Source organism: Blastococcus deserti, from assembly GCF_042682525.1.
GTDB lineage: Bacteria > Actinomycetota > Actinomycetes > Mycobacteriales > Geodermatophilaceae > Blastococcus_B > Blastococcus_B deserti.
In genome coordinates, this window is sequence record NZ_JBHUHP010000010.1 from 180,672 (window position 1) to 200,751 (window position 20,080).

The 20,080-nt window shown below is 76.1% G+C and carries 15 protein-coding genes (1 of these 15 running past the window's edge); 12 read left to right on the forward strand and 3 right to left on the reverse strand.

The features are described 5' to 3' along the window. From ACFSHS_RS11695 to ACFSHS_RS11705, 3 genes are all read right to left on the reverse strand, one after another. Nucleotides 1-2,344: transglutaminase TgpA family protein (locus ACFSHS_RS11695; protein WP_376875717.1), on the reverse strand; the 2,344-nt coding region annotated here is incomplete at its 3' end. Continuing rightward, nucleotides 2,341-3,738: a DUF58 domain-containing protein gene (locus tag ACFSHS_RS11700; protein ID WP_376875720.1), complete on the reverse strand. Its 1,398-nt coding sequence runs from the start codon at nucleotides 3,736-3,738 to the stop codon at nucleotides 2,341-2,343. The genes ACFSHS_RS11700 and ACFSHS_RS11695, both read right to left, overlap by 4 nt. Before the next feature lie 6 nt (nucleotides 3,739-3,744). Further along, complete coding sequence (locus tag ACFSHS_RS11705; protein ID WP_376875723.1) at nucleotides 3,745-4,728, reverse strand: AAA family ATPase; 984 nt, start codon at nucleotides 4,726-4,728, stop codon at nucleotides 3,745-3,747. 268 nt (nucleotides 4,729-4,996) lie between these two features. On the opposite strand from ACFSHS_RS11705, the gene mraZ reads away from it, so the two are divergent. The 12 genes from mraZ to ftsZ form a co-directional block, all read left to right on the forward strand. Next, complete coding sequence (mraZ, locus tag ACFSHS_RS11710; protein ID WP_376875726.1) at nucleotides 4,997-5,431, forward strand: division/cell wall cluster transcriptional repressor MraZ; 435 nt, start codon at nucleotides 4,997-4,999, stop codon at nucleotides 5,429-5,431. Between the two features lie 398 nt (nucleotides 5,432-5,829). Further along, the gene (rsmH, locus tag ACFSHS_RS11715) at nucleotides 5,830-6,825 is read left to right on the forward strand and encodes a 16S rRNA (cytosine(1402)-N(4))-methyltransferase RsmH (protein ID WP_376875729.1); all 996 of its coding nucleotides are present in this window, start codon (nucleotides 5,830-5,832) and stop codon (nucleotides 6,823-6,825) included. Further along, nucleotides 6,822-7,334 (forward strand): cell division protein FtsL, encoded by a 513-nt coding sequence (ftsL, locus tag ACFSHS_RS11720; RefSeq protein ID WP_376875732.1) that lies wholly within the window; start codon nucleotides 6,822-6,824, stop codon nucleotides 7,332-7,334. The genes rsmH and ftsL overlap by 4 nt, the downstream gene beginning before the upstream one ends. 216 nt (nucleotides 7,335-7,550) lie before the next feature. Further along, nucleotides 7,551-9,269: a peptidoglycan D,D-transpeptidase FtsI family protein gene (locus ACFSHS_RS11725; protein ID WP_376875735.1), complete on the forward strand. Its 1,719-nt coding sequence runs from the start codon at nucleotides 7,551-7,553 to the stop codon at nucleotides 9,267-9,269. A gap of 104 nt (nucleotides 9,270-9,373) precedes the next feature. Next, nucleotides 9,374-10,954 carry a UDP-N-acetylmuramoyl-L-alanyl-D-glutamate--2,6-diaminopimelate ligase gene (locus tag ACFSHS_RS11730; protein WP_376875738.1) on the forward strand — a complete coding sequence of 527 codons (1,581 nt, stop codon included), beginning with the start codon at nucleotides 9,374-9,376 and terminating at the stop codon, nucleotides 10,952-10,954. Beyond that, nucleotides 10,951-12,345, forward strand: coding sequence for a UDP-N-acetylmuramoyl-tripeptide--D-alanyl-D-alanine ligase (locus ACFSHS_RS11735; RefSeq protein WP_376875741.1), 1,395 nt, complete (start codon nucleotides 10,951-10,953; stop codon nucleotides 12,343-12,345). Before ACFSHS_RS11730 ends, ACFSHS_RS11735 begins: the two co-directional genes overlap by 4 nt. After that, nucleotides 12,342-13,421, forward strand: a complete 1,080-nt coding sequence (gene mraY, locus ACFSHS_RS11740) for a phospho-N-acetylmuramoyl-pentapeptide-transferase (RefSeq protein WP_376875744.1) — start codon at nucleotides 12,342-12,344, stop codon at nucleotides 13,419-13,421. Before ACFSHS_RS11735 ends, mraY begins: the two co-directional genes overlap by 4 nt. 133 nt (nucleotides 13,422-13,554) lie before the next feature. Beyond that, nucleotides 13,555-15,111 (forward strand): putative lipid II flippase FtsW, encoded by a 1,557-nt coding sequence (ftsW, locus tag ACFSHS_RS11745; protein ID WP_376875747.1) that lies wholly within the window; start codon nucleotides 13,555-13,557, stop codon nucleotides 15,109-15,111. After that, entirely contained in the window at nucleotides 15,108-16,232 is a 1,125-nt protein-coding gene (gene murG, locus ACFSHS_RS11750) for an undecaprenyldiphospho-muramoylpentapeptide beta-N-acetylglucosaminyltransferase (RefSeq protein ID WP_458199761.1), read from the forward strand. Before ftsW ends, murG begins: the two co-directional genes overlap by 4 nt. Continuing rightward, entirely contained in the window at nucleotides 16,229-17,677 is a 1,449-nt protein-coding gene (gene murC, locus ACFSHS_RS11755; protein WP_376875750.1) for a UDP-N-acetylmuramate--L-alanine ligase, read from the forward strand. Before murG ends, murC begins: the two co-directional genes overlap by 4 nt. Continuing rightward, a complete protein-coding gene (locus ACFSHS_RS11760; RefSeq protein WP_376875753.1) occupies nucleotides 17,674-18,522 on the forward strand; it encodes a cell division protein FtsQ/DivIB in 849 nt (282 codons plus the stop codon). Before murC ends, ACFSHS_RS11760 begins: the two co-directional genes overlap by 4 nt. Nucleotides 18,523-19,007: 485 nt before the next feature. After that, nucleotides 19,008-20,080: the 5' portion of a cell division protein FtsZ gene (gene ftsZ / locus ACFSHS_RS11765; protein ID WP_465252826.1), read on the forward strand. Its footprint extends 46 nt past the window's final position; only the first 1,073 of its 1,119 coding nucleotides appear in the window; its start codon is at nucleotides 19,008-19,010; the stop codon falls past the right edge of the window.

Consider the following 20,080-nt stretch of genomic DNA (forward strand, 5'->3'; position numbering starts at 1 on the left):
GCCGGCGGGCCGGCGACGGCAGCCGCCGGCGTGCCGCCGCGGCCAGCCGGCCCCCGGCACCGTCGACCAGCGACGCCGGCCACAGCCGCGCCCGGAGCCGGGCCCGGCGGGGCAGGGAGGCGAGCAGCGCCCGCCGCGCCACGTGCAGCCCCGCCGACAGGTCCGGGTGCACCGCCGTCCCGGTGGACGGCCCGTAGCTGGCGGCCTCCTCGGCCAGGGCCAGCCGCAGGACGGCGTCGGCGCCGGCACCGCCCGAGGAACCGGAGCGGGTCAGGACGGCGCCGAGCTCGCGGGCCGACTGGCGGGGCGTCCAGGTCGGCTGCAGCCGGATGCCCGCGTCGAGGGCGGTCGCGCCGAGCTCGTCCCACAGCGCCCCCGCGGTCCCGGCCGCCAGCCGGCGGCGTCGCTGGAGCGCCCGGGCGCCCGCCGGCGTTCCCACGAGGGCCGCGGCCAGCAGGACGGCGCCGATCCCTCCGGCCAGCGGCCACAGCCCGTCGTCGGCGCCCGGATCCGACTGCGGGACCGGCATCCCGCCGGGGACGCGGTCCTGCGCGCCGGGCGGCAGGGGCTGCGTGGGCGCGGTGGGCAGCGGCGCGTCCGCCCGGCTGTCGGTGGTCTCCTCGTCGCCCGCCCGCGGCGCCCAGGGCAGGTCGACGGCGCGGTCGCGGGCGATGGGCGTCGGGTCGAACGGCACCCAGCCCAGGTCCGCGAAGTACACCTCCACCCACGCGTGCGCGTCGTCGCTGGTGACCAGCCGGCTGCCGTCGTCCTGCACGGTGCCGGGCGTGTAGCCCAGCGCCACCCGAGCGGGCACGCCTGCGGCCCGCACCATGACCGCCATCGCGCCGGCGTACTGCTCGCAGTAGCCGCGGCGCAGCTGCAGGAAGTCCACGAGGTCGTCGCCGCTGGTTCCCGGCGCGGTGGAGAGGCTGTACGCGAAGCCGTTGGCCCGGTCGGTCAGGAACTCCTGGATGCTGCGGACCCGCTGGTAGGGCGTGCCGGCGCCCGCGGTCACCTGGGCGACCAGGTCGGTCACCCGGGGATCGAGCAGCGGGAGGGCGGTGAACTCCTGCTGCACCGGGCTGCCCGGAGGGAGGGGCTGCGCAGCGGCCAGCTCGGCCGGCGTGGGCCGCGGCTCGGTGGCGGAGACGGTGTAGGTCAGCCCGCCGCTGGTCACCTCACGGCCGTAGACCGTGCCGGTCTCCGGGTCGAACCGCCAGCCGTCGCCGCCCCGGCCCTCCAGGCGCACCGACAGCGGCGAGAACAGCACCGGCAGGAACCGGTCGTCGTGCTCCAGCATCTCGATCGTCGCGGTGACCGACCGGCCGGCCTGGCGCCCCGGCAGCGGCGCCAGCCGGTCGTCGTCGGCCACGGACTGCTCACCCCCCATGTTGCTCAGCGTCCAGCCGGACTCGTTGTCGTACTCGCCGATGGCCACGGCACGCAGGTAGCCCGGCTCCGCCACCGAGCTCTGCACCCGGAACAGCTCGATCGGCTCGGGCAGCGTCAGCTGCCCCTGCATCGCCGCGACCGGGTCGAGGGAGGTCCCGGTGGCCCTGCCGGTGCCCCCGCCGAGGCCGCCGGCCAGGGACCCCTCGGCGAGCGTCGGTACCAGCGACCCCACGACCAGGCCCGCGCCCAGTGCCGCGGTTCCGATCCGCAGCGCCGCTCCGCCGCCGGTGCCACCGCTGCCCCGCGCCGTCCCGCCCGCAGCGGCCAGCCGGCGACGCTGGTCGGTCCACAGCAGCAGACCGACGCCGGCGGCCGGGGCCGCGAGCGCGACGAGACCGATGCTGCCGGTGATCGTGGACACCGGCACGCAGTAGAGGACCAGCAGCCCGAGCCCGGCGAGGATGGCCTGTCGCCCGGCCACCGTCACCAGGTCGACCAGGACGGCGATCAGGCCCACGAACAGGGCGGTGAGGGCCAGCAGGCCGGGAAGGGGCAGCGCCGGGGTGGCCTGTTCGTGCAGCTCCGCCGAGCCCTCGGCCAGCACGGCGGCGAGCTGGCGCAGGCTCTGCGAGGTGGGGACCGCTCCGGCGAGCGCGTCCGCCGGCGCGAACAACGCGGTGAGGACGCAGAGCAGCAGGGCCAGCTGCCCGGCCGGGACCAGGGCGATGCCGAGCGCGGTCGAGCGGGCCGGGGCCGCCCGCCCGTGGCGGTAGCGGGCCTCCAGCGCGGCCCCGCCGGCCCGCAGGGCCAGCCCCCCGGCCAGCACCGTGAGCACCACGGCGACCACGGGCGCCAGCCAGGCCGCGGACGTGTAGACCGGCGTGAGCGCCGCGGCGCCGAGCAGGGTGGCCACCGCGGCCGCGACCGACGCCCGGACGTCCTGGTCGGTCATGCCCGCGTCCCCTGCAGCCCGGCGGCCGTGGCGGGGTCGGCCGGGACCGGTGTGCCGAGCTCGGCCCAGACGTCGGCGACGCTGCGGTCGGCCCGGGCGACGGCGACCCGCCAGCCCGCCGCGCGCAGCAGCCGGGCGGCGTCCTCGCGCTGGGTGGCCAGTGCCCCCCGCGCGGCGGCCGACATCGCCCGCCGGCCGCGGCCGGGGCCCGGGTCGGCCCAGCTCTCGATGTCGGCCAGGACGGCGAGGTCGGTGGTGGGCCCGGAGCGGCTGCGGACGAGCTCCACGACGTCGTCGGGCCCCACCGCACCGAGCAGGCAGACGACCGGCCCCTCTCCGGCGGCCCGGCACAGCTGCTCGATGCCGATGCCGAGGCCGGACAGCCGCGAGGGGCCGATCCCGGCCAGCCCGTCGAGCAGCTCCTCGGGCCCCAGCCGCCCGCGGCCGGGGGTGGGAAGGAGCTCACCGGCATCGGTGACCGCGCGCAGGGCCGCGCCGCGGCGGGCCAGGTCGGTGCCGATGCTGGCGGCCGCCTCCACCAGCCACTCCAGGCTGTCCGTCGGCGGGTCGTCCTCGCCGGCCGGCCCGCGGGGGGGAATGCCGGCCTGGCCGCCCGGTCGCGCACGGGGCGCCACGAGGTGGGCCCGCGCCCGGGTGTCGACGAAGAGGGTCGCCTGCGCCCGCCAGGGGCGCTCCTCGAGACGGACCATCAGCTCACCGGTACGGGCGGTCGCGCGCCAGTGCACCTTCCGCAGGTCGTCGCCGTGGCGGTACTCGCGCGTGCTGACGTCGTCCTCGCCCTGCACCGCGATGGTGCGGCGGGCTCCGTCACCGCCGCCGCCCTGACCGCCCACCGGACCGCCGGAGCCCAGCGGCCGGACCCGGGGGACGACGAGCAGGAGCGCGCTGTCGGCCCCCACGGCACCGCGTTCGACCAGCCCGAACGGGTCGACCAGCCGGAGCCGCAGGGGTCCCAGTGTGTGGCGCCCCCGCCGGTGCCCGTGCACGCGGTAGCGCAGCTCCGTCCGCGCCCCGGCGGCCAGCCGCTCGACGACGAACCGCGGCGCCGTGCCCAGGTCGCCCGGGAGCTGCTCGGTGAGCACCCACAGCCCGCCGGTCCGCGTGTCGGCGTTGGCGACCTCGAGGACGACGTCGGCGGTCTCACCGCGGGGGACACGCGGCGGTGTGACCGTGCGCCGGACGCTGAGCCGGAACCGCTCCCTCGCCACCGTCAGCGCCGACAGCAGCGGGAGGGCGAGGAGGAAGACCGCCAGCTGGACGAGGGCCCGCTCGCCGAGGACCGCGCCCGCGAGCAGCAGCGCCACCGCCCCGGCCACCAGGCAGCGCCCGCGGAGGGTCAGCGAGGAGAGCACCCGGCCCGCCGGTGTCGGCACGGCTGCTCAGCGCCCGCGGGGTACCGGCACGGCGGACAGGAGCTCGGTGACCACCTGCTCGGCGCTGCGCCGGCCGAGCGTGGCCTCGGCGGTCAGGAGCAGGCGGTGCGCGAGCACCGGGGAGGCGAGCAGCTGCACGTCGTCCGGGAGGACGTGGTCGCGGCCGGACAGGGCGGCCGACGCCCGGGCCGCCCGCAGCAGCTGCAGGCCCGCGCGCGGTGACGCGCCCAGCCGCAGGTGCGGCGACCGGCGGGAGGCCTCCACCAGGCCCACGACGTAACGGCGTACCGCCTCGGACACGTACAGCCCGCCGACGGCGCGCACCAGGTCGCGGACGGTGGCGGCGTCGGCCACGGGGGAGAGGGTGACCAGTGGATCGGTGGTCGACCGCTCGTCGAGCATGGCCAGCTCGGCGTCCCGCGAGGGATAGCCCATGGAGACCCGTGCGGTGAACCGGTCGCGCTGGGCCTCGGGAAGGGGATAGGTGCCCTCCATCTCCAGCGGGTTCTGCGTCGCCATCACGAGGAAGGGCCGGGCCAGCTCGTAGCTGACGCCGTCGACGGTGACCTGGCGCTCCTCCATGCACTCCAGCAGCGCCGACTGGGTCTTCGGGGAGGCGCGGTTGATCTCGTCGGCGACCACGATGTTGGCGAAGACCGCCCCGGGCTTGAACTCGAACGCCCGGGTCTCCTGGTCGTACACCGCCACCCCGGTCACGTCGCTCGGGAGCAGGTCCGGGGTGAACTGGATCCGGCGGACGGTCGCGTCGACCGACGCGGCGAGCGCCTTGGCCAGCGTCGTCTTGCCGACGCCGGGCACGTCCTCGATCAGCAGATGGCCCTCGGCGAGCAGCACCACCAGTGCCAGCCGCACCACGTCGTCCTTGCCCTGGACCACCCGGCCGATGTTCGCCGCGATCCGCTCGCCCACCGCGGCGACGTCGACCGACGGGCCGGCCGCTCCGTCGGCGGTGCGTGTCGCCTCCGTCACCTCTCCACCGTACGTGGCCGTACCCGTTCTGGAACGGGCCTCGCACCGGCCGGACCGCTGGGTGGCGTCCGGCGGCCGTACGGCGCCGTGACCTGCGGGGTCTCGTCGGTCGCCGCGTCCCGGGCGGCCGGTGGGGAGCGCAGGTCACGACACGGCGTCGAGTGGTGTCGAGTGGGGGCTAGTGGGTTACTGTGTCGCCCGGTGGGGAGGCGGGGACCGTTCGGGGTGCCTGCGAGGCCACGGGAGGACAGATGCAGGGGGTGATCCGGTGTTCGTCGGCAGCTATCCGCTGCGGCTCGACGAGAAGGGCCGGCTCGCGCTCCCCGTCCGCTTCCGCGACCAGGTGGCCGACGGCATGGTGATCAAGAAGGGGCAGGAGCGCTGCATCTACGGGCTCACCATGGCCCGGGTCGCCGAGCAGAGCCGCGCGATGGCCGCGATGGCCCCCAACGACACCGCCGGTGCCCGCATGGCCGCCCGCATGAGCTTCGGGTCGATGGTCGAGATCGAGCCGGACAAGACCGGCCGCATCACCATCCCGGCGAGCCTGCGCGAGTACGCCGGCCTCGACCGCGACGTCGTCGTGGTCGGTGTGGACACCCGCTTCGAGATCTGGGACGCCGCCAACTGGGAGGCCTACGTGGCCGAGCAGGAAGCCGCCTACGCCGAGATGGAGAGCGAGGGGATGCCGACGCTGTCGTGATCCCGGGAACGCCTCTGCCCGCTGTCGCCGCCCCCCGAGGACATCCGTTCGAGCCGTCTTCCCCGCGGCTCGAGCGCTCCGGGCCCCAGCCGCCTTCCCCGCGGCTCGGTCCCGACGCCCTCCGGAGCACCCGCAGCGGGTGGGCGGACCACCCCGCCCCCGCGGGACGCCACCTGACGCTCTTCCCCGACGCCAGGCGGATCCCGCGGGGGGCGGGCTCCCACCCCGGAGCGGATCTCGGCCCTCCTCCGCTCCCCGCGCTCCACTGCGCCCCACTGGCCCCACTCCGCTCCACCGGAACCGATTCGCCCCGATCGCAGCCCCGCGTCCCACCGCCGGGCGCCGGCGCGCGGCACCATTCCGGGAGCACCCCTGGACCGTTCGAGAGGCAGTCGACGATGAGCAGCGCGGGATCTGCCGCGGCGCCGGGCCCATGGCCGCCGCCGGTGCACGTGCCCGTCCTCCTCGAGCGGGTACTCGAACTCCTCGCACCCGCCTGCGCCGCCGACGGCGCCGTGCTGGTCGACGCCACCCTGGGTCTGGCCGGGCACGCCCTGGCGATGCTGGACGCCCACCCCGGCCTGCGGCTGATCGGGCTCGACCGCGACCCCGAGGCGCGCGCCGAGGCGGCCCGCCGGATCGAGGCGGCCGGCCACGGCGATCGCGTGACGCTCGTACCGGCCGTCTTCGACGAGCTGCCCGACGTCCTCGCTCGCCTCGGGATCGACGAGGTCCAGGGGGTGCTGTTCGACCTCGGCGTCTCCTCGCTGCAGCTCGACCGGCCGGACCGGGGGTTCAGCTACTCCGCCGACGCCCCGCTGGACATGCGGATGGACCCCGGTGCGCCGCGGACGGCCGCCGACATCGTCAACACCTACTCGCCCCAGGAGCTGACGCGGGTGCTGCGGGTGTACGGCGAGGAGCGCTTCGCCTCCCGCATCGCCGCCGCGATCGAGCGGGAGCGGGCCCGCGAGCCCTTCACCAGCACCGGCCGGCTCGCCGAGCTCGTCCGTGCGGCCATCCCCGCGGCCACCCGGCGCACCGGCGGCCACCCTGCGAAGCGGACGTTCCAGGCGCTGCGCATCGAGGTCAACGACGAGCTCGGCGCCCTGAACCGGGCGCTGCCCGCCGCGATCGACGCCCTCGCCGTCGGCGGCCGCATCGTCGTCATCACCTTCCACTCCCTCGAGGACCGCATCGTCAAGCAGGCACTGGCCGCCGAGGCCACCGACCGCACCCCGCCGGAGTTCCCCATGCCGGTGCCCGAGCTCGGTCCCGTCCTGCGTCTCCTGACGCGGGGCGGCGAGGCCCCGAGCGAGCGGGAGCTGGCGGCCAATCCGCGGGCGGCCTCCGCGCGCGTCCGCGCCGCCGAGCGGATCAGGAGGGCCGCGTGACCCGCGCCACGGCCCGCGTGGCCGCGGCCGTCACGTCGCGGACGTCCGTTCGCTCCGGTCCCCGGGCCGTCCCCTCCCGCAGCACGCCCCCCCGGGGCACGACGAGGCCGGAGCTGCGGCTGGTGACCGGCGGTGCGGCCGGCCGGGCCCGCCGGCGGACGCCCCGTGCGCTGCGGCACCCGCGCGCCCCCTTCGTCCTGCTGGTCGTCGCGCTGCTGGTCGGCACCACGCTGGCCCTGCTGGTCCTCAACACCGCGATCGCCGTCGACTCGCTCAAGGCCACCCAGCTGCGGGCGGAGAACGCCGAGCGGGCCCAGGAGGTCCAGCGGCTCCAGCAGCAGGTCGTGGCCGGCGGCACGCCCGCCGAGATCGCCCGGGCGGCGGTCGCCGCCGGGCTGGTGCCGGCCGGCCCCGCCGCCTACCTCGTGATCGACCCCGACGGCGGGTCGGTGCTGCGCGGCACGCCCGAGCCGGCCGTGGTGCCGGGCACCCCTGAGGACGGGGACTGAGCCGTGCCGAACACCGGCCGATGGAGTGGCGGGGCGGGACGAGCCGGCGGGCCGGGTGGACCGGCCGGGGGCCCTCGCCCGTCCCCGGGCCGCGGGACCGGTCGCCCCGTCGCCCCGCGCGTACCGTCCGCCCGCTCCCGCGATCCGGAGAGCAGGCCCGGACCGTTCACCTCCCGTCGCGCTCCGGGCAGCCGGCGCAGCGGGGTCGGCCTGTCGATGGACCAGCGCGGCATGCGCAACCGCTGGGGCCTGGCGTTCATGATCACGCTGCTGGTGCTCGTCGTCGCGAAACTCGGCGTCCTGCAGGGCGTGGACGGCGCGGAGTACGCCAACGCCGCCGAGCAGGACCGGCTGCGCACCTATCCCATCGCCGCGCTGCGCGGCGCCGTTCTCGACCGGGACGGCAACCCCTTCGCCTACACCGTCGACGCCTCCCGGGTGGTGGCCGACCCCGAGGTCGTCGACGATCCGGAGCGCACCGCCCTCGCCCTCACGACGCTGCTGGACGTGCCGGTGCCGGAGCTGACCGACAAGCTGTCGAAGGACAGCCGCTACGTCGTCCTGGCCCCGCAGGTCTCGCCGGAGACCACCGACGCCATCGACGCCCTCGAGCTGCCCGGGATCCTGTTCGAGGACGACCCCGTGCGGCTCTACCCGGCCGGGACCGTCGGTGGCCAGGTGGTCGGTTTCGTGGGCCGGGACGGCGAGGGCCTGGCCGGGATCGAGCAGACGTTCCAGGACGAGCTCGCCGGCACGCCGGGCCAGCGCCGGGTGGAGGTCGGCAGCGGCGGCAACCGCATCCCGTCGGGCATCGACGAGTCGACCCCGGCCACCGACGGCGACTCCGTCACCCTGACCCTCGACCAGGACCTGCAGTTCGTGACCGAGCAACGCCTGGGGGAGGCGTGCGCCGACGGCGCCACCACCCGCGCCTCCGCCGTGGTGCTGGACGTGCGCACCGGCCAGGTCGCCGCGATGGGCTCGTGCCCGGGTTACGACCCCGGCAACTACTCGGCCACCGACCCCGACCTGCTCGGCAACCCGATCGTGTCCGGCGTCTTCGAGCCCGGCTCGGTCATGAAGGCGGTCACGCTCTCGGCCGCCCTCGAGGAGGGGGTCGCCGAGCCGGACACCGTGCTCACCGTCGACGGCCACATCCAGGCCGGCGACCGGGTCGTCACCGACGCCCACGACCACGACCCGGTCGACTGGACCGTCACCGGGATCCTGGCCAAGTCCAGCAACGTGGGCACGATCATGCTGGCCCGCGAGGTGGGCGACGGGAAGCTGGAGCAGTACCTGCGGGCCTTCGGCATCGGCGAGACCACCGGCATCGAGCTGCCCGGCGAGAGCGCCGGCATCCTGCAGGACTCCGACGAGTGGAGCGAGGTCCGCGCGGCGAACGTCGCGATCGGCCAGGGCGTCTCCGTGACGACCTTGCAGATGGCCTCGATCTACCAGGCGATCGCCAACGACGGCGTCCGCGTCCCCCCGCGCATCGTCGAGTCGGTCACCGGGCCCGACGGCCGGGTGACCGAGGCCTCCACCCCCGACGGCACCCGGGTGATCAGCGAGGCGACCGCCGAGAAGATGGCGTACATGCTGGAGGCAGTCGTCGGCCCCGGCGGCACCGCGCCGCTGGGCCAGGTCGAGGGCTTCCGCGTGGCCGGCAAGACCGGCACCGCCCAGCGGCCCAATCCGGACTGCAACTGCTACGAGGGCGGCGGCTACGTGACCACGTTCGTCGGCTTCGCCCCCGCCGACGACCCCCAGTACGTCGTCGCCGTCGACCTCGAGCGGCCCAGCAGCGACGCCGAGGGCGGCCAGGTGGCCGCCCCCGTCTTCGCCGACATCCTCCGGTACGCGCTGACCGCCGACGGCGTCGTCCCCTCGGGGACGGCGCGGCCGGACTTCCGGCTCACCGGCACGCCCTGACCGCACGTCCCCCGACCCGGACCCTCCGGCCGGGCCGCGTCCGGCGCCGCCGGACGCGCCGAGGTGCGCGGGCCGGCCGGCGCCCGCCGGTAGATTGGAGTCCCGTGACCCCGACCGACGCCGGGTCGGTGCCCGGGCCCGCGGGGCACCGGCCCCCGACCGCCGCCCCCATGCCGCTCCCGGAGCTGGCCGATCTCGTCGGGCTCCCCGTGGCCGGCGGGACGACGGGCGAGGTCCCCGCGGTCTCCGGTGTCACCCTGGCGTCGGCCGAGGTGCGGGCCGGCGACCTCTACGCCGCGCTCCCCGGCGCCCGCACCCACGGCGCCCGGTTCGCCGCCGACGCGGCCGCGCGGGGCGCCGTCGCGGTGCTCACCGACCCGACCGGCCTTGAGACCGCGCTGGGCGCGGGGCTGCCGGTCTGCGTCGTCGACGACCCGCGGGCGGTCCTCGGGCTCGTTGCCGACCGGGTGTACGGGCGGCCGAGCCAGGAGTTGACCGTCGTGGGCATCACCGGGACCAACGGCAAGACGACCACCGCCTACCTGGTCGAGGCCGGCCTCGCCGCCGCCGGGCTGGGCACCGGCCTCATCGGCACGGTGCAGACGCGCACCCGCGGCCGCGCCGCCGACGGCACCGTCGTGGAGACGGCGTTCCCCAGCGTCCGGACCACCCCCGAGGCACCGGCCGTGCACGCGCTGCTCGCGACCATGGCCGGCTCCGGGGTGTCGGCGGTGGTCATGGAGGTCTCCAGTCACGCGCTGGTCCTCGGCCGGGTCGGAGGCGTGCGGTTCGCTGCCGCGGGGTTCACCAACCTCGGCCGCGACCACCTGGACTTCCACGGGGATCTGGAGGAGTACTTCCGGGCCAAGGCGATGCTCTTCGACGGCCGCGCGCGGCAGGAGGTCGTCACGGTGGACGACGACGCCGGCCGGCGCCTGGCCCGGCTGCGGCCCCACGCCGGGACCGTGTCGATCTCCGGCCCGGGGGACTGGACGGCGACCGGCATCGAGCCGGCCGCGGACGGGGGATCGGCCTTCACGCTCACCGGGCCCGGGGGCCGCACCTGGCCCGCGCGGGTCCGGCTGCCCGGGCGGTTCAACGTGGCCAACGCCGTCCTGGCGGTGGCGCTGCTCGACGCGGTCGGCGTGCCGGTGGAGACCGCCCTCGCCGGCGTCGCGGCGACCGTCGTCCCCGGCCGGATGGAGCCGGTCGACGCCGGCCAGCCGTTCGTCGCGGTCGTCGACTACGCCCACACGCCCGACGCCGTCACCACCGCCCTCACCGCGCTGCGCGGCACGACGCGGGGCCGGCTGATCACCGTCCTCGGCTGCGGCGGCGACCGCGACCCCGGCAAGCGGCCCGCGATGGGCGCCGCCGCCGCGGAGGGCAGCGACGTCGTGGTGATCACCGACGACAACCCGCGCTCCGAGGACCCCGCCGGGATCCGTGCCGCGATGCTCGCCGGCGTGCACGACGTCCCGGCCGACCGCCGCGCCGAGGTGCACGAGGTCGCCGGCCGCCGCGACGCGCTGGCCGCCGCCGTGGCGCTGGCGCGACCGGGCGACACCCTGCTGGTCGCCGGCAAGGGCCACGAGACAGGGCAGGAGATCGCCGGCACCGTGCACCCCTTCGACGACCGCGAGGTCCTCCGCGAGGTCCTGACCACCCTGGGTACGACGGCATGATCGCCCTCACCCTGGCCGAGGTCGCCGAGCTCGCCGGCGGCACGCTGACCGGGCCGGCCGGCACGCGGGCGACGGGGAAGGTCACAGTCGACTCCCGCACCGTGGCGTCCGGCGACCTGTTCGTCGCGGTCGCGGGGGAGCGGGTCGACGGGCACGACTTCCTGCCAGCGGCCGCCGCGGCCGGCGCCGTCGCCGCCCTGGCCACGCGCCCCGACGGCGCGCTCCCGTGCGTGGTGGTCGACGACACCGTCGCCGCGCTGGGCCGGCTGGCCGCCGGGGTGCACGGCCGGCTGACCGCCGGCGGCCTGCGGACCGTGGGCATCACCGGCTCCTCCGGCAAGACCTCGACCAAGGACCTCCTGGGCCAGGTGCTGGCCGCCGCGGGCCCGACCGTGAGCCCGCCCGGTTCCTACAACAACGACATCGGCCTGCCGCTCACCGTGCTCGACGCCGACGGGGAGACGCGGTTCCTGGTGCTGGAGATGGGCGCCCGCGGCACCGGGCACATCGCCCGGCTGTGCCGGATCGCCCGCCCGGAGGTGGGCGTCGTCCTCAACGTCGGGTCGGCGCACCTGGGCGAGTTCGGCAGCCCGGAGGCCATCGCGCAGGCGAAGGGGGAGCTGGTCGAGGCGCTGCCGGAAGACGGCACCGCCGTGCTCAACGCCGACGACCCGCGGGTGATCGGCATGGCGCCGCGCACCCGGGCACGGGTGGTCGCGGTCGGCCGCGGCGCCGACGCCGACGTCCGGGCCACCGACGTGGTGCTCGACGAGTCGGGCCGGGCGAGCTTCCGGCTGCGGGCGGCCGGCGAGGAGCACCCGGTGCGGCTCCGCGTGGTCGGCGAGCACCAGGTGGCCAATGCCCTGTCGGCCGCCGGCGCGGCCCTCGCGCTCGGCCTGCCCGCCGGCGAGGTCGCCGCGGCCCTGTCGGCGGCGATGCCGCGCAGCCGCTGGCGGATGGAGGTCGACCGGCGGCCGGACGGGGTGACCGTCGTCAACGACGCGTACAACGCCAACCCGGAGTCCATGCGGGCCGCCCTCGCCGCGCTGGCCGGGATGGCCGGCTCGCGGCGGATCGCCGTGCTGGGCGCGATGGCCGAGCTCGGGCCGGACGCGCCGGCCGAGCACGAGCGGCTGGGCCGGGACGCCGCCGCCGCGGGCGTCGACCTGATCGTGGCGGTCGGACCCGATGCGGTAGGCATAGCCGAAGGCGCGGTCGCCGCCGGGCGCCGGGCAGGGGAGGAGTCGGTGCACGTGCCGGACCGGGCCGCTGCCCGCGAGCTGCTGGCGGAGGTGCTCCGTCCCGGGGACGTCGTCCTCGTGAAGGCCAGCCGCTCCTACGGGCTCGAGCTGCTGGCCGCCGACCTGCTGACCACCGGGGCCGGCGCATGAGGTCGGTCCTGATCGCGGCCGGGGTCAGCCTGATCATCTCCATCCTGCTCACGCCGCTGGCCATCCGGGCCTTCCGCCGCCAGGGGCTGGGGCAGGAGATCCGGGACGACGGCCCCGAGAGCCACCTGTCGAAGAAGGGCACGCCCACCATGGGCGGCACGGTGATCGTGGGGGCGACCGTCGGCGGCTACGCGGCCGCGCACCTGATCCTCACCGATCAGCAGAACTGGGGGTTCACGGCCAGCGGGCTGCTGCTCCTGTTCCTCATGGTGGGCCTGGGCACCGTCGGGTTCCTCGACGACTACCTCAAGATCCGGTACCGCCGCAGCCTGGGGCTGAACAAGACGGCCAAGCTGGTCGGCCAGCTGGTGGTGGGCGTGGCCTTCGCGGTGATGTCGATCAACTTCCCGAACAGGGACGGCGTGACCCCGGCGTCCACCGTGGTGTCCTACGTCCGCGACATCGCGCCCTTCGCGCTGGGGTCGGTCGCCTTCGTGATCCTCGCCTACCTCTTCATCGCGGGGTTCTCCAACGCGGTCAACCTCACCGACGGGCTCGACGGCCTCGCGGCGGGGGCCTCCGCCATGGTGTTCGCGTCCTACGTCTTCATCTCGTTCTGGCAGTTCACCCACGACTGCGCGAACGAGCTCATCGAGGGCTGCTACACCGTGCGGGATCCGCTCGACGTCACGCTGGTCGCGGCGGCGGGACTCGGGGCCTGCCTGGGCTTCCTCTGGTGGAACACCAGCCCCGCCCGGATCTTCATGGGCGACACCGGCTCGCTGGCCCTCGGCGGCCTGCTGTCGGGTCTGGCGATCGTGACGCGCACCGAGCTGCTGCTCGTCGTCCTCGGCGGGCTGTTCGTCGCGGTGACGATGTCCGTGGTGATCCAGGTGGCCTTCTTCCGCGCCACCCGGCGCCGGGTCTTCCGCATGGCGCCGCTGCACCACCACTTCGAGCTGGCCGGCTGGACGGAGAACACCGTCATCGTGCGCTTCTGGCTGGTCACGGCGATGGCCGTCGCGTTCGGGATCGGCCTGTTCTACGCCGACTGGCTCAACATCGTCGGACTGTGACCGGCCCACTGCTCACCGTCCCGCGGTCCGGCCGCCGTTCCGCCCTCTCCCCGCGACACGCGCCGGGGGTGGCCCGGACGGGGCCGCCCAGCAGCGACGATGGGGCCATGAGGGCGGACCGGGTGGAGGAGCGATGACCGCCGGCACCCGGGCGAGCACCCGGCCCAGGCCGTCGGGCGCCGACCGCACCCCCCGGGAGCGCGCGACGCCGACCCGCTACGAGCGCCACCCCCGGTTCGAGGGCCCCGCGTGGCTCGACGGGCCCATGACCAGCAGCCACCTCGTCCTCGGCTCGGCCGGGCTGCTGCTGGCCATCGGGCTGGTCATGGTCTTCTCCGCCTCGGCGATCGAGGCGGCGCTGGCCGACGAGCCCGCCTGGGCACCGGGCGTCAAGCAGGTGGCGCTGGCCTGCGTCGGGCTGATCGCCATGTTCGCCGCCCTCCGGATGCCCGTCGGGTTCATCCGGCGGTGGTCTCCCATCGGCCTGCTGGTCGGTGTCGGGCTGCTCGTCGTCGTGCTCATCCCCGGCATCGGCGCGGAGCTCAACGGCGCGCGGCAGTGGATCGACCTCGGCGTGACCTACTTCCAGCCGTCGGAGCTCGCGAAGCTGGTCTTCGCGCTCTGGGGCGCGCACGTCCTCGCGCTGCGCGAGCGCTACCTCACGACCAGGTCCCTGCTGGTGCCGGTGCTGCCGGTGTTCGGCATCCTGTCGCTGCTGCTGATCGCCGAGCCCGACTTCGGCGCCGTCGTCAGCCTGGGCCTGGTCCTGGTGGGGCTGCTGTGGGGCGGCGGGATGCCGCTGCGCTGGTTCGGCTGGTTCGCGCTCGCCGGGGCCGTCGTCCTCGCGGTCCTGGTGAAGCTGGCGCCGTACCGCATGGCTCGCATCACCGCCTTCCTCGACCCCTTCGCCGACCCCAGCGACGGCGGCTTCCAGGCCATCCGCGGCATGTACGCCCTCGCCACCGGCGGGCTCTGGGGCGTGGGGCTGGGCAACAGCGCCATGAAGTGGAACCTGCTGCCGCACGCGGAGTCCGACTACATCTTCGCCATCATCGGCGAGGAGCTCGGCTTCCTCGGCTGCCTGGTCGTCGTGACGCTCTACGGCGTGCTGTCCTGGGCCGGGTTCCGGATCGCCCGGCGCTCCGCCGACCGGTTCGTCCAGCTCGCCAGCGTGGCGATCACGGTGTGGCTGGTGGGGCAGGCCGCCATGAACATGGGATACGTCGTCGGGCTCCTGCCGGTCACCGGCGTCCAGCTGCCGCTGATCTCCGCCGGCGGGACGTCGCTGGTCCTCACCCTCTTCATCGTCGGGCTGCTGGCCCGCTTCGCCCGTTCGGAACCGGCCGCGATCGAGGCGCAGCGCGCGCAGCCCCGGGGCCGCCTGGCCCGCTTCCTCCTGCCCGTGCCCGCGGCGGCCGTCGACCCCGTCCGCCCGCGCCGCCGGTCCGCGGACCGCGGACCGGAGCGCTCGGCCACCGGCGGGCGCACCGTGCTGCACCCGCGCTCGGCCCCTCCCTGGTCCGGTGGGCCCCGATCCACCCCGCCGGCCGCCGCCGAGCGGCCGCGCGCCCTGCCGCCGCGGACCGTGCCACCCCGGGACGGCAGGCCCGCCGGGAGCGGCGCGACGGGCGCAGGACGCCGGCAGCCGCCGCCCACCGTGGCTCCCCGCCGGCCCCGGAGCCCCCGGTGACCGGCTCGCCGGGGCGTTCCCCGAGCGTCGTCCTGGCCGGTGGGGGCACCGGGGGGCACATCGAGCCCATGCTGGCCCTGGCCGACGCGCTGCGCCGCCGCGACGGCGGTCTGCGCATCACCTGCCTGGGCACCGCCCGCGGTATGGAGACCCGGCTGGTCCCCGCCCGGGGGTACGACCTGCGGCTCATCCCCCCGGTGCCGCTGCCCCGGAAGCCGACCGTGGACCTGCTCCGCGTCCCCGGCCGGGTGCGGCGGGCGGTGGCGGAGACCCGCGCGATCCTGGAGGAGCTGTCGGCCGACGTCGTCGTCGGCTTCGGCGGGTACGTGGCGCTGCCGGCCTACCTCGCCGGCCGCGGGGCACGGGTGCCGCTCGTGGTCCACGAGCAGAACGCGCTCCCCGGCCTGGCCAACCGCATCGGTGCCCGGCTGGCGGCGCGGGTGGCGGTCACGGTGCCCGGCACCCCGCTGCACCGCGGCGAGCACGTCGGCATGCCCCTGCGGACGGCGATCAGCACCCTCGACCGTGCCGCGCGGCGCGCCGAGGCGCGGGTGGAGTTCGGGCTGGACGCCGACCGGCCCACGCTGCTGGTCTTCGGTGGCTCGCAGGGGGCGCAGACGCTCAACCGGGCCGCGGTCGCGGCTGCCGACGTCCTCACCGCCGCCGGCATCCAGGTGCTGCACGCCCGAGGACCCAAGAACACCTCCGTGACGGTGCCGCCGCGGCCCGCGGGTAGTGCCCCCTACGTGCTCGTCGACTACCTGGACCGCATGGACCTCGCCTACGCCGCCGCCGACCTGGCCCTGTGCCGGGCCGGGGCCGTCACCGTGGCGGAGCTGTCGGCCGTCGGGCTGCCCGCGGCCTTCGTGCCGCTGCCGATCGGCAACGGCGAGCAGCGACGCAACGCGCTCCCGGTCGTCGAGGCCGGCGGCGGGCTGCTGGTCGAGGACGCCGAGCTGGACGCGGACTGGATCACCGGGCACCTGGTGCCGCTGCTCACCGACCCGGTGGCCCTCACCGGGTACGCCCGCCACGCGGCGGCCGCAGGGGTGCCCGACGCCGACGACCGGCTGGCCGACATCGTGCTCGACGTCGCGCGCGCGGGGCGGGTGCGGACGTGAGCGCGGCGGACGTGGCGGCCTGGACGGCCCCCGTGCCGAGCCTCGACGAGCTGGGCGCGGTGCACTTCGTGGGCATCGGCGGGGCCGGCATGAGCGGCATCGCGCGCATCCTCCTCGCCCGTGGCGTGCGGGTCTCGGGCAGCGACCGGCGCGACACGCCGACGCTGCTGGCGTTGCGGGCCCTGGGCGCGCGGGTGGCCGTCGGGCACGACCCGGCCAACCTGGGCGACGCCGACACGGTCGTCGTCTCCACCGCGATCCGGGCCGACAACCCGGAGCTGGCGGCCGCGCGGGAGCGGGGCCTGCGGGTCCTGCCGCGCGCGGTGGCCCTGGCCGCGGTCATGGCCGCACGGCGCAGCGTGGCGGTGGCCGGCACGCACGGGAAGACGTCGACCACGTCCATGCTGACCGTCGCCGTGCAGGCGTGCGGGGCCGACCCGTCCTTCGCGATCGGCGGCGACCTCAACGAGTCGGGGAGCAATGCGCACGCGGGGGAGGGCGACGTCTTCGTCGCCGAGGCCGACGAGAGCGACCGCTCCTTCCTCCTCCTGGCGCCCTTCGCGGCGATCGTCACCAACGTCGAGGCCGATCACCTGGACAACTACGGGGACCTCGCGGCCGTCGAGGCCGCCTTCGACCGGTTCCTCGGGACCGTCGACCCCGCCGGCTTCGTCGTCGTCTGCGCGGACGACCCGGGCGCGGCCCGGCTGCGCGCGGTGCCCTGCGCGGCCCGGCTGCGGACCTACGGCCGCGCGGCGGACGCGGACCTGCGGCTGGTCGACCTGCAGGTGGGCCCGGAGGCCACGAGCTACACGGCCGTCCTCGACGGCACGGAACTGGGGCGGGTCCGGATCCGCGTGCCGGGTGAGCACATGGCGCTCAACAGCGCCGCCGCCCTGCTCGCCGGGCTCGAGCTGGGCCTGCCGGCGGCCGGGCTGATCGAGGGACTGGGCCGCTTCGGCGGGGTGCACCGCCGGTTCGAGCTCAAGGGCGTCGCGGGCGGGGTGCGGGTCTACGACGACTACGCGCACCACCCGACCGAGGTCACCGCGCAGCTGCGGGCGGCCCGGGCCGTCGCCGGCGACGGCCGCCTGGTCGTCGCGTTCCAGCCGCACCTCTACAGCCGGACGCAGGAGTTCGCCGAGGGCTTCGGGCAGGCCCTCGGGCTCGCCGACGAAGTCGTGGTGATGGACGTCTACGGCGCCCGGGAGGACCCGGTGCCGGGGGTCACCGGGGCGATGGTCGCCGATGCGGTCCCGCTCCCGCGCGAGCGCGTGCTGTTCGAGCCGTCCTGGTCGGCCGCGGCGCCGGCGCTGGCCGCGCGAGCCCGCCCCGGCGACCTCGTGATGACCATGGGCGCCGGTGACGTGTCGATGGTCGGGCCCGAGGTGCTCGCCGTGCTCCGCGCCGCCGGAGGGGGAGACCCCGCGGGCGCGGACCGGTGAGCCGCTCCGGCACCACGACGCGCGACCGCAGCGGCGGCCGGGGGAGGAGGGCCCGGGGCCGCGGCACCCGGCCGGCCGGCAACCGGCGGCGGGAGGGCGTCCGCCACTCCACGGAGCCGGCTCCCGCGCCGGCGGTCCGCCGGTTCGGGCGTCCCCGCGGCCGCCACCGCCGCTGGCTGCAGCTCGCCGCGGCACTCGTCGCCGTGGCCGCCGCCGGCTGGCTGCTGCTGGCCGGGCCGCTGCTGGCCGTGCGGGCGGTGCACGTCGACGGCCTGACCACCCTGCCCGCCGGGCAGGTGCAGGAGGCCGCCGGCATCGAGGCCGGGACGCCGCTGCTGCGGGTGGACCTCGAGGCCGCCCGGACGCGCGTCGCACGGCTGCCGCAGGTCGCCTCGGCGGAGGTCACCCGGGACTGGCCGGACAGTGTCGTCATCACCGTCGTGCAGCGCGTCCCGGTCGCCGTCGTGGGGGAGCCGGGACGGCGCTCCCTGGTCGACGCCGAGGGAGTGCTGTTCGACGCCGTCACCGGTGCCGCCCCCGACGGCGTGGTGCCGCTCGACGTCGCCTCGCCGGGCCCCCGGGACCCGGCCACCCTGGCCGGCATCGCGGCGCTCGGTTCGCTGCCCGCGGACGTCCGGGAGCAGGTCGCCGCAGCCGCCGCCGCGAGCCCCGACGACATCTCGCTGACCCTGGCCGACGGGACCGTCGTGCGCTGGGGCGACGCCTCCGAGTCCGGGGCCAAGTCCGAGGCGCTCGTGGGACTGCTCGAGCAGATCGAGGCGGGGACGCTCGAGCCCGCCACCACCATCGACGTCAGCACTCCCGACGCGGTCGTCCTCCGCTAGCCGGCCCGCCCGCCGTCCGGGACGCCACCGCGCACAGCGGGTTCCCCGGGCCCCGTCGCTGAGGGTGGGCCCGCGCCTCCGCACCGCTGCAGGACCGCGGGTGGACCGACACGCCGGACGTCGCGACACGCCCGGGACGAGAAACAAATGTCGCGGATGTGATTTCCGGGGCGCACGGGAGCCTGGACCCCTGGATGAGACGTTCTCGAGGCGGGTCGTCACACCCAGTGGTGCCCATGTGACCAATGAGTTCCCAGAGCTTCGTGGGAACCCGGTCCACCGACACGCCGACCTCCGGAGGGTGTTTGTGTCGGTGTCTTCGCCGGACCTAACTTCCTCCACGTCGACCGAGTTGACATAACTGTAAGGCTGAACTTGAGGATGAGGGTCCAGTTGGGGAGCGCCGCATGACACCTCCGCACAACTATCTAGCGGTCATCAAGGTCGTCGGCATCGGCGGCGGCGGGGTGAACGCGGTCAATCGGATGATCGAGGTCGGGCTCAAGGGCGTCGAGTTCATCGCGATCAACACCGATGCCCAGGCGCTGCTGATGAGCGACGCCGACGTCAAGCTCGACGTCGGACGGGAGCTCACCCGGGGCCTGGGCGCCGGCGCTCAGCCCGACGTGGGCCGCCAGGCCGCCGAGGACCACCGCGAGGAGATCGAGGAGGTCCTCAAGGGGGCCGACATGGTCTTCGTGACGGCCGGGGAGGGCGGCGGCACCGGCACCGGTGGCGCGCCCGTGGTGGCCTCGATCGCCCGCAAGCTCGGCGCCCTGACCATCGGCGTGGTCACCCGCCCGTTCGCCTTCGAGGGCAAGCGGCGCGCGGTGCAGGCCGAGTCGGGCATCGAGGAGCTGCGCAACGAGTGCGACACGCTGATCGTGATCCCGAACGACCGGCTGCTGCAGCTGGGCGACCGGAACGTCAGCGTGATGGACGCCTTCCGCACCGCCGACCAGGTGCTGCTGTCCGGTGTCCAGGGCATCACCGACCTGATCACGACGCCGGGCCTGATCAACCTGGACTTCGCCGACGTCAAGTCGGTCATGTCCGGAGCGGGCTCGGCGCTGATGGGTATCGGCAGCGCACGAGGCGACAACCGCGCGCTGCTGGCCGCCGAGCAGGCCATCGCCAGCCCGCTGCTGGAGGCCTCGATGGAGGGCGCCCACGGGGTCCTGCTGTCGATCTCCGGAGGCTCGGACCTCGGGCTGTTCGAGATCAACGAGGCCGCCTCTCTCGTGTCCGACGCGGCCCACGCCGACGCCAACATCATCTTCGGCGCCGTGATCGACGACGCCCTCGGTGACGAGGTGCGGGTGACGGTCATCGCCGCCGGCTTCGACAGCGGCCGGCCCAATGCCCGCAAGGAGGCCGCCGGCGTGGTGGCCGGGGGAGCTCCCGCCGCGGCACCGAGCGGGCTGCCGCCGTACCGGCGCCCGATGTCGCCGTCGGCCGGGCAGTCGCTGGGGGAGCGGCGGGTGACCCCGCAGGTCGCCCAGCCGGCACCGGCCGCCCCGGCGGCACCGGCTCCCTCCGCGGAGGCCGCGTCGGCGGC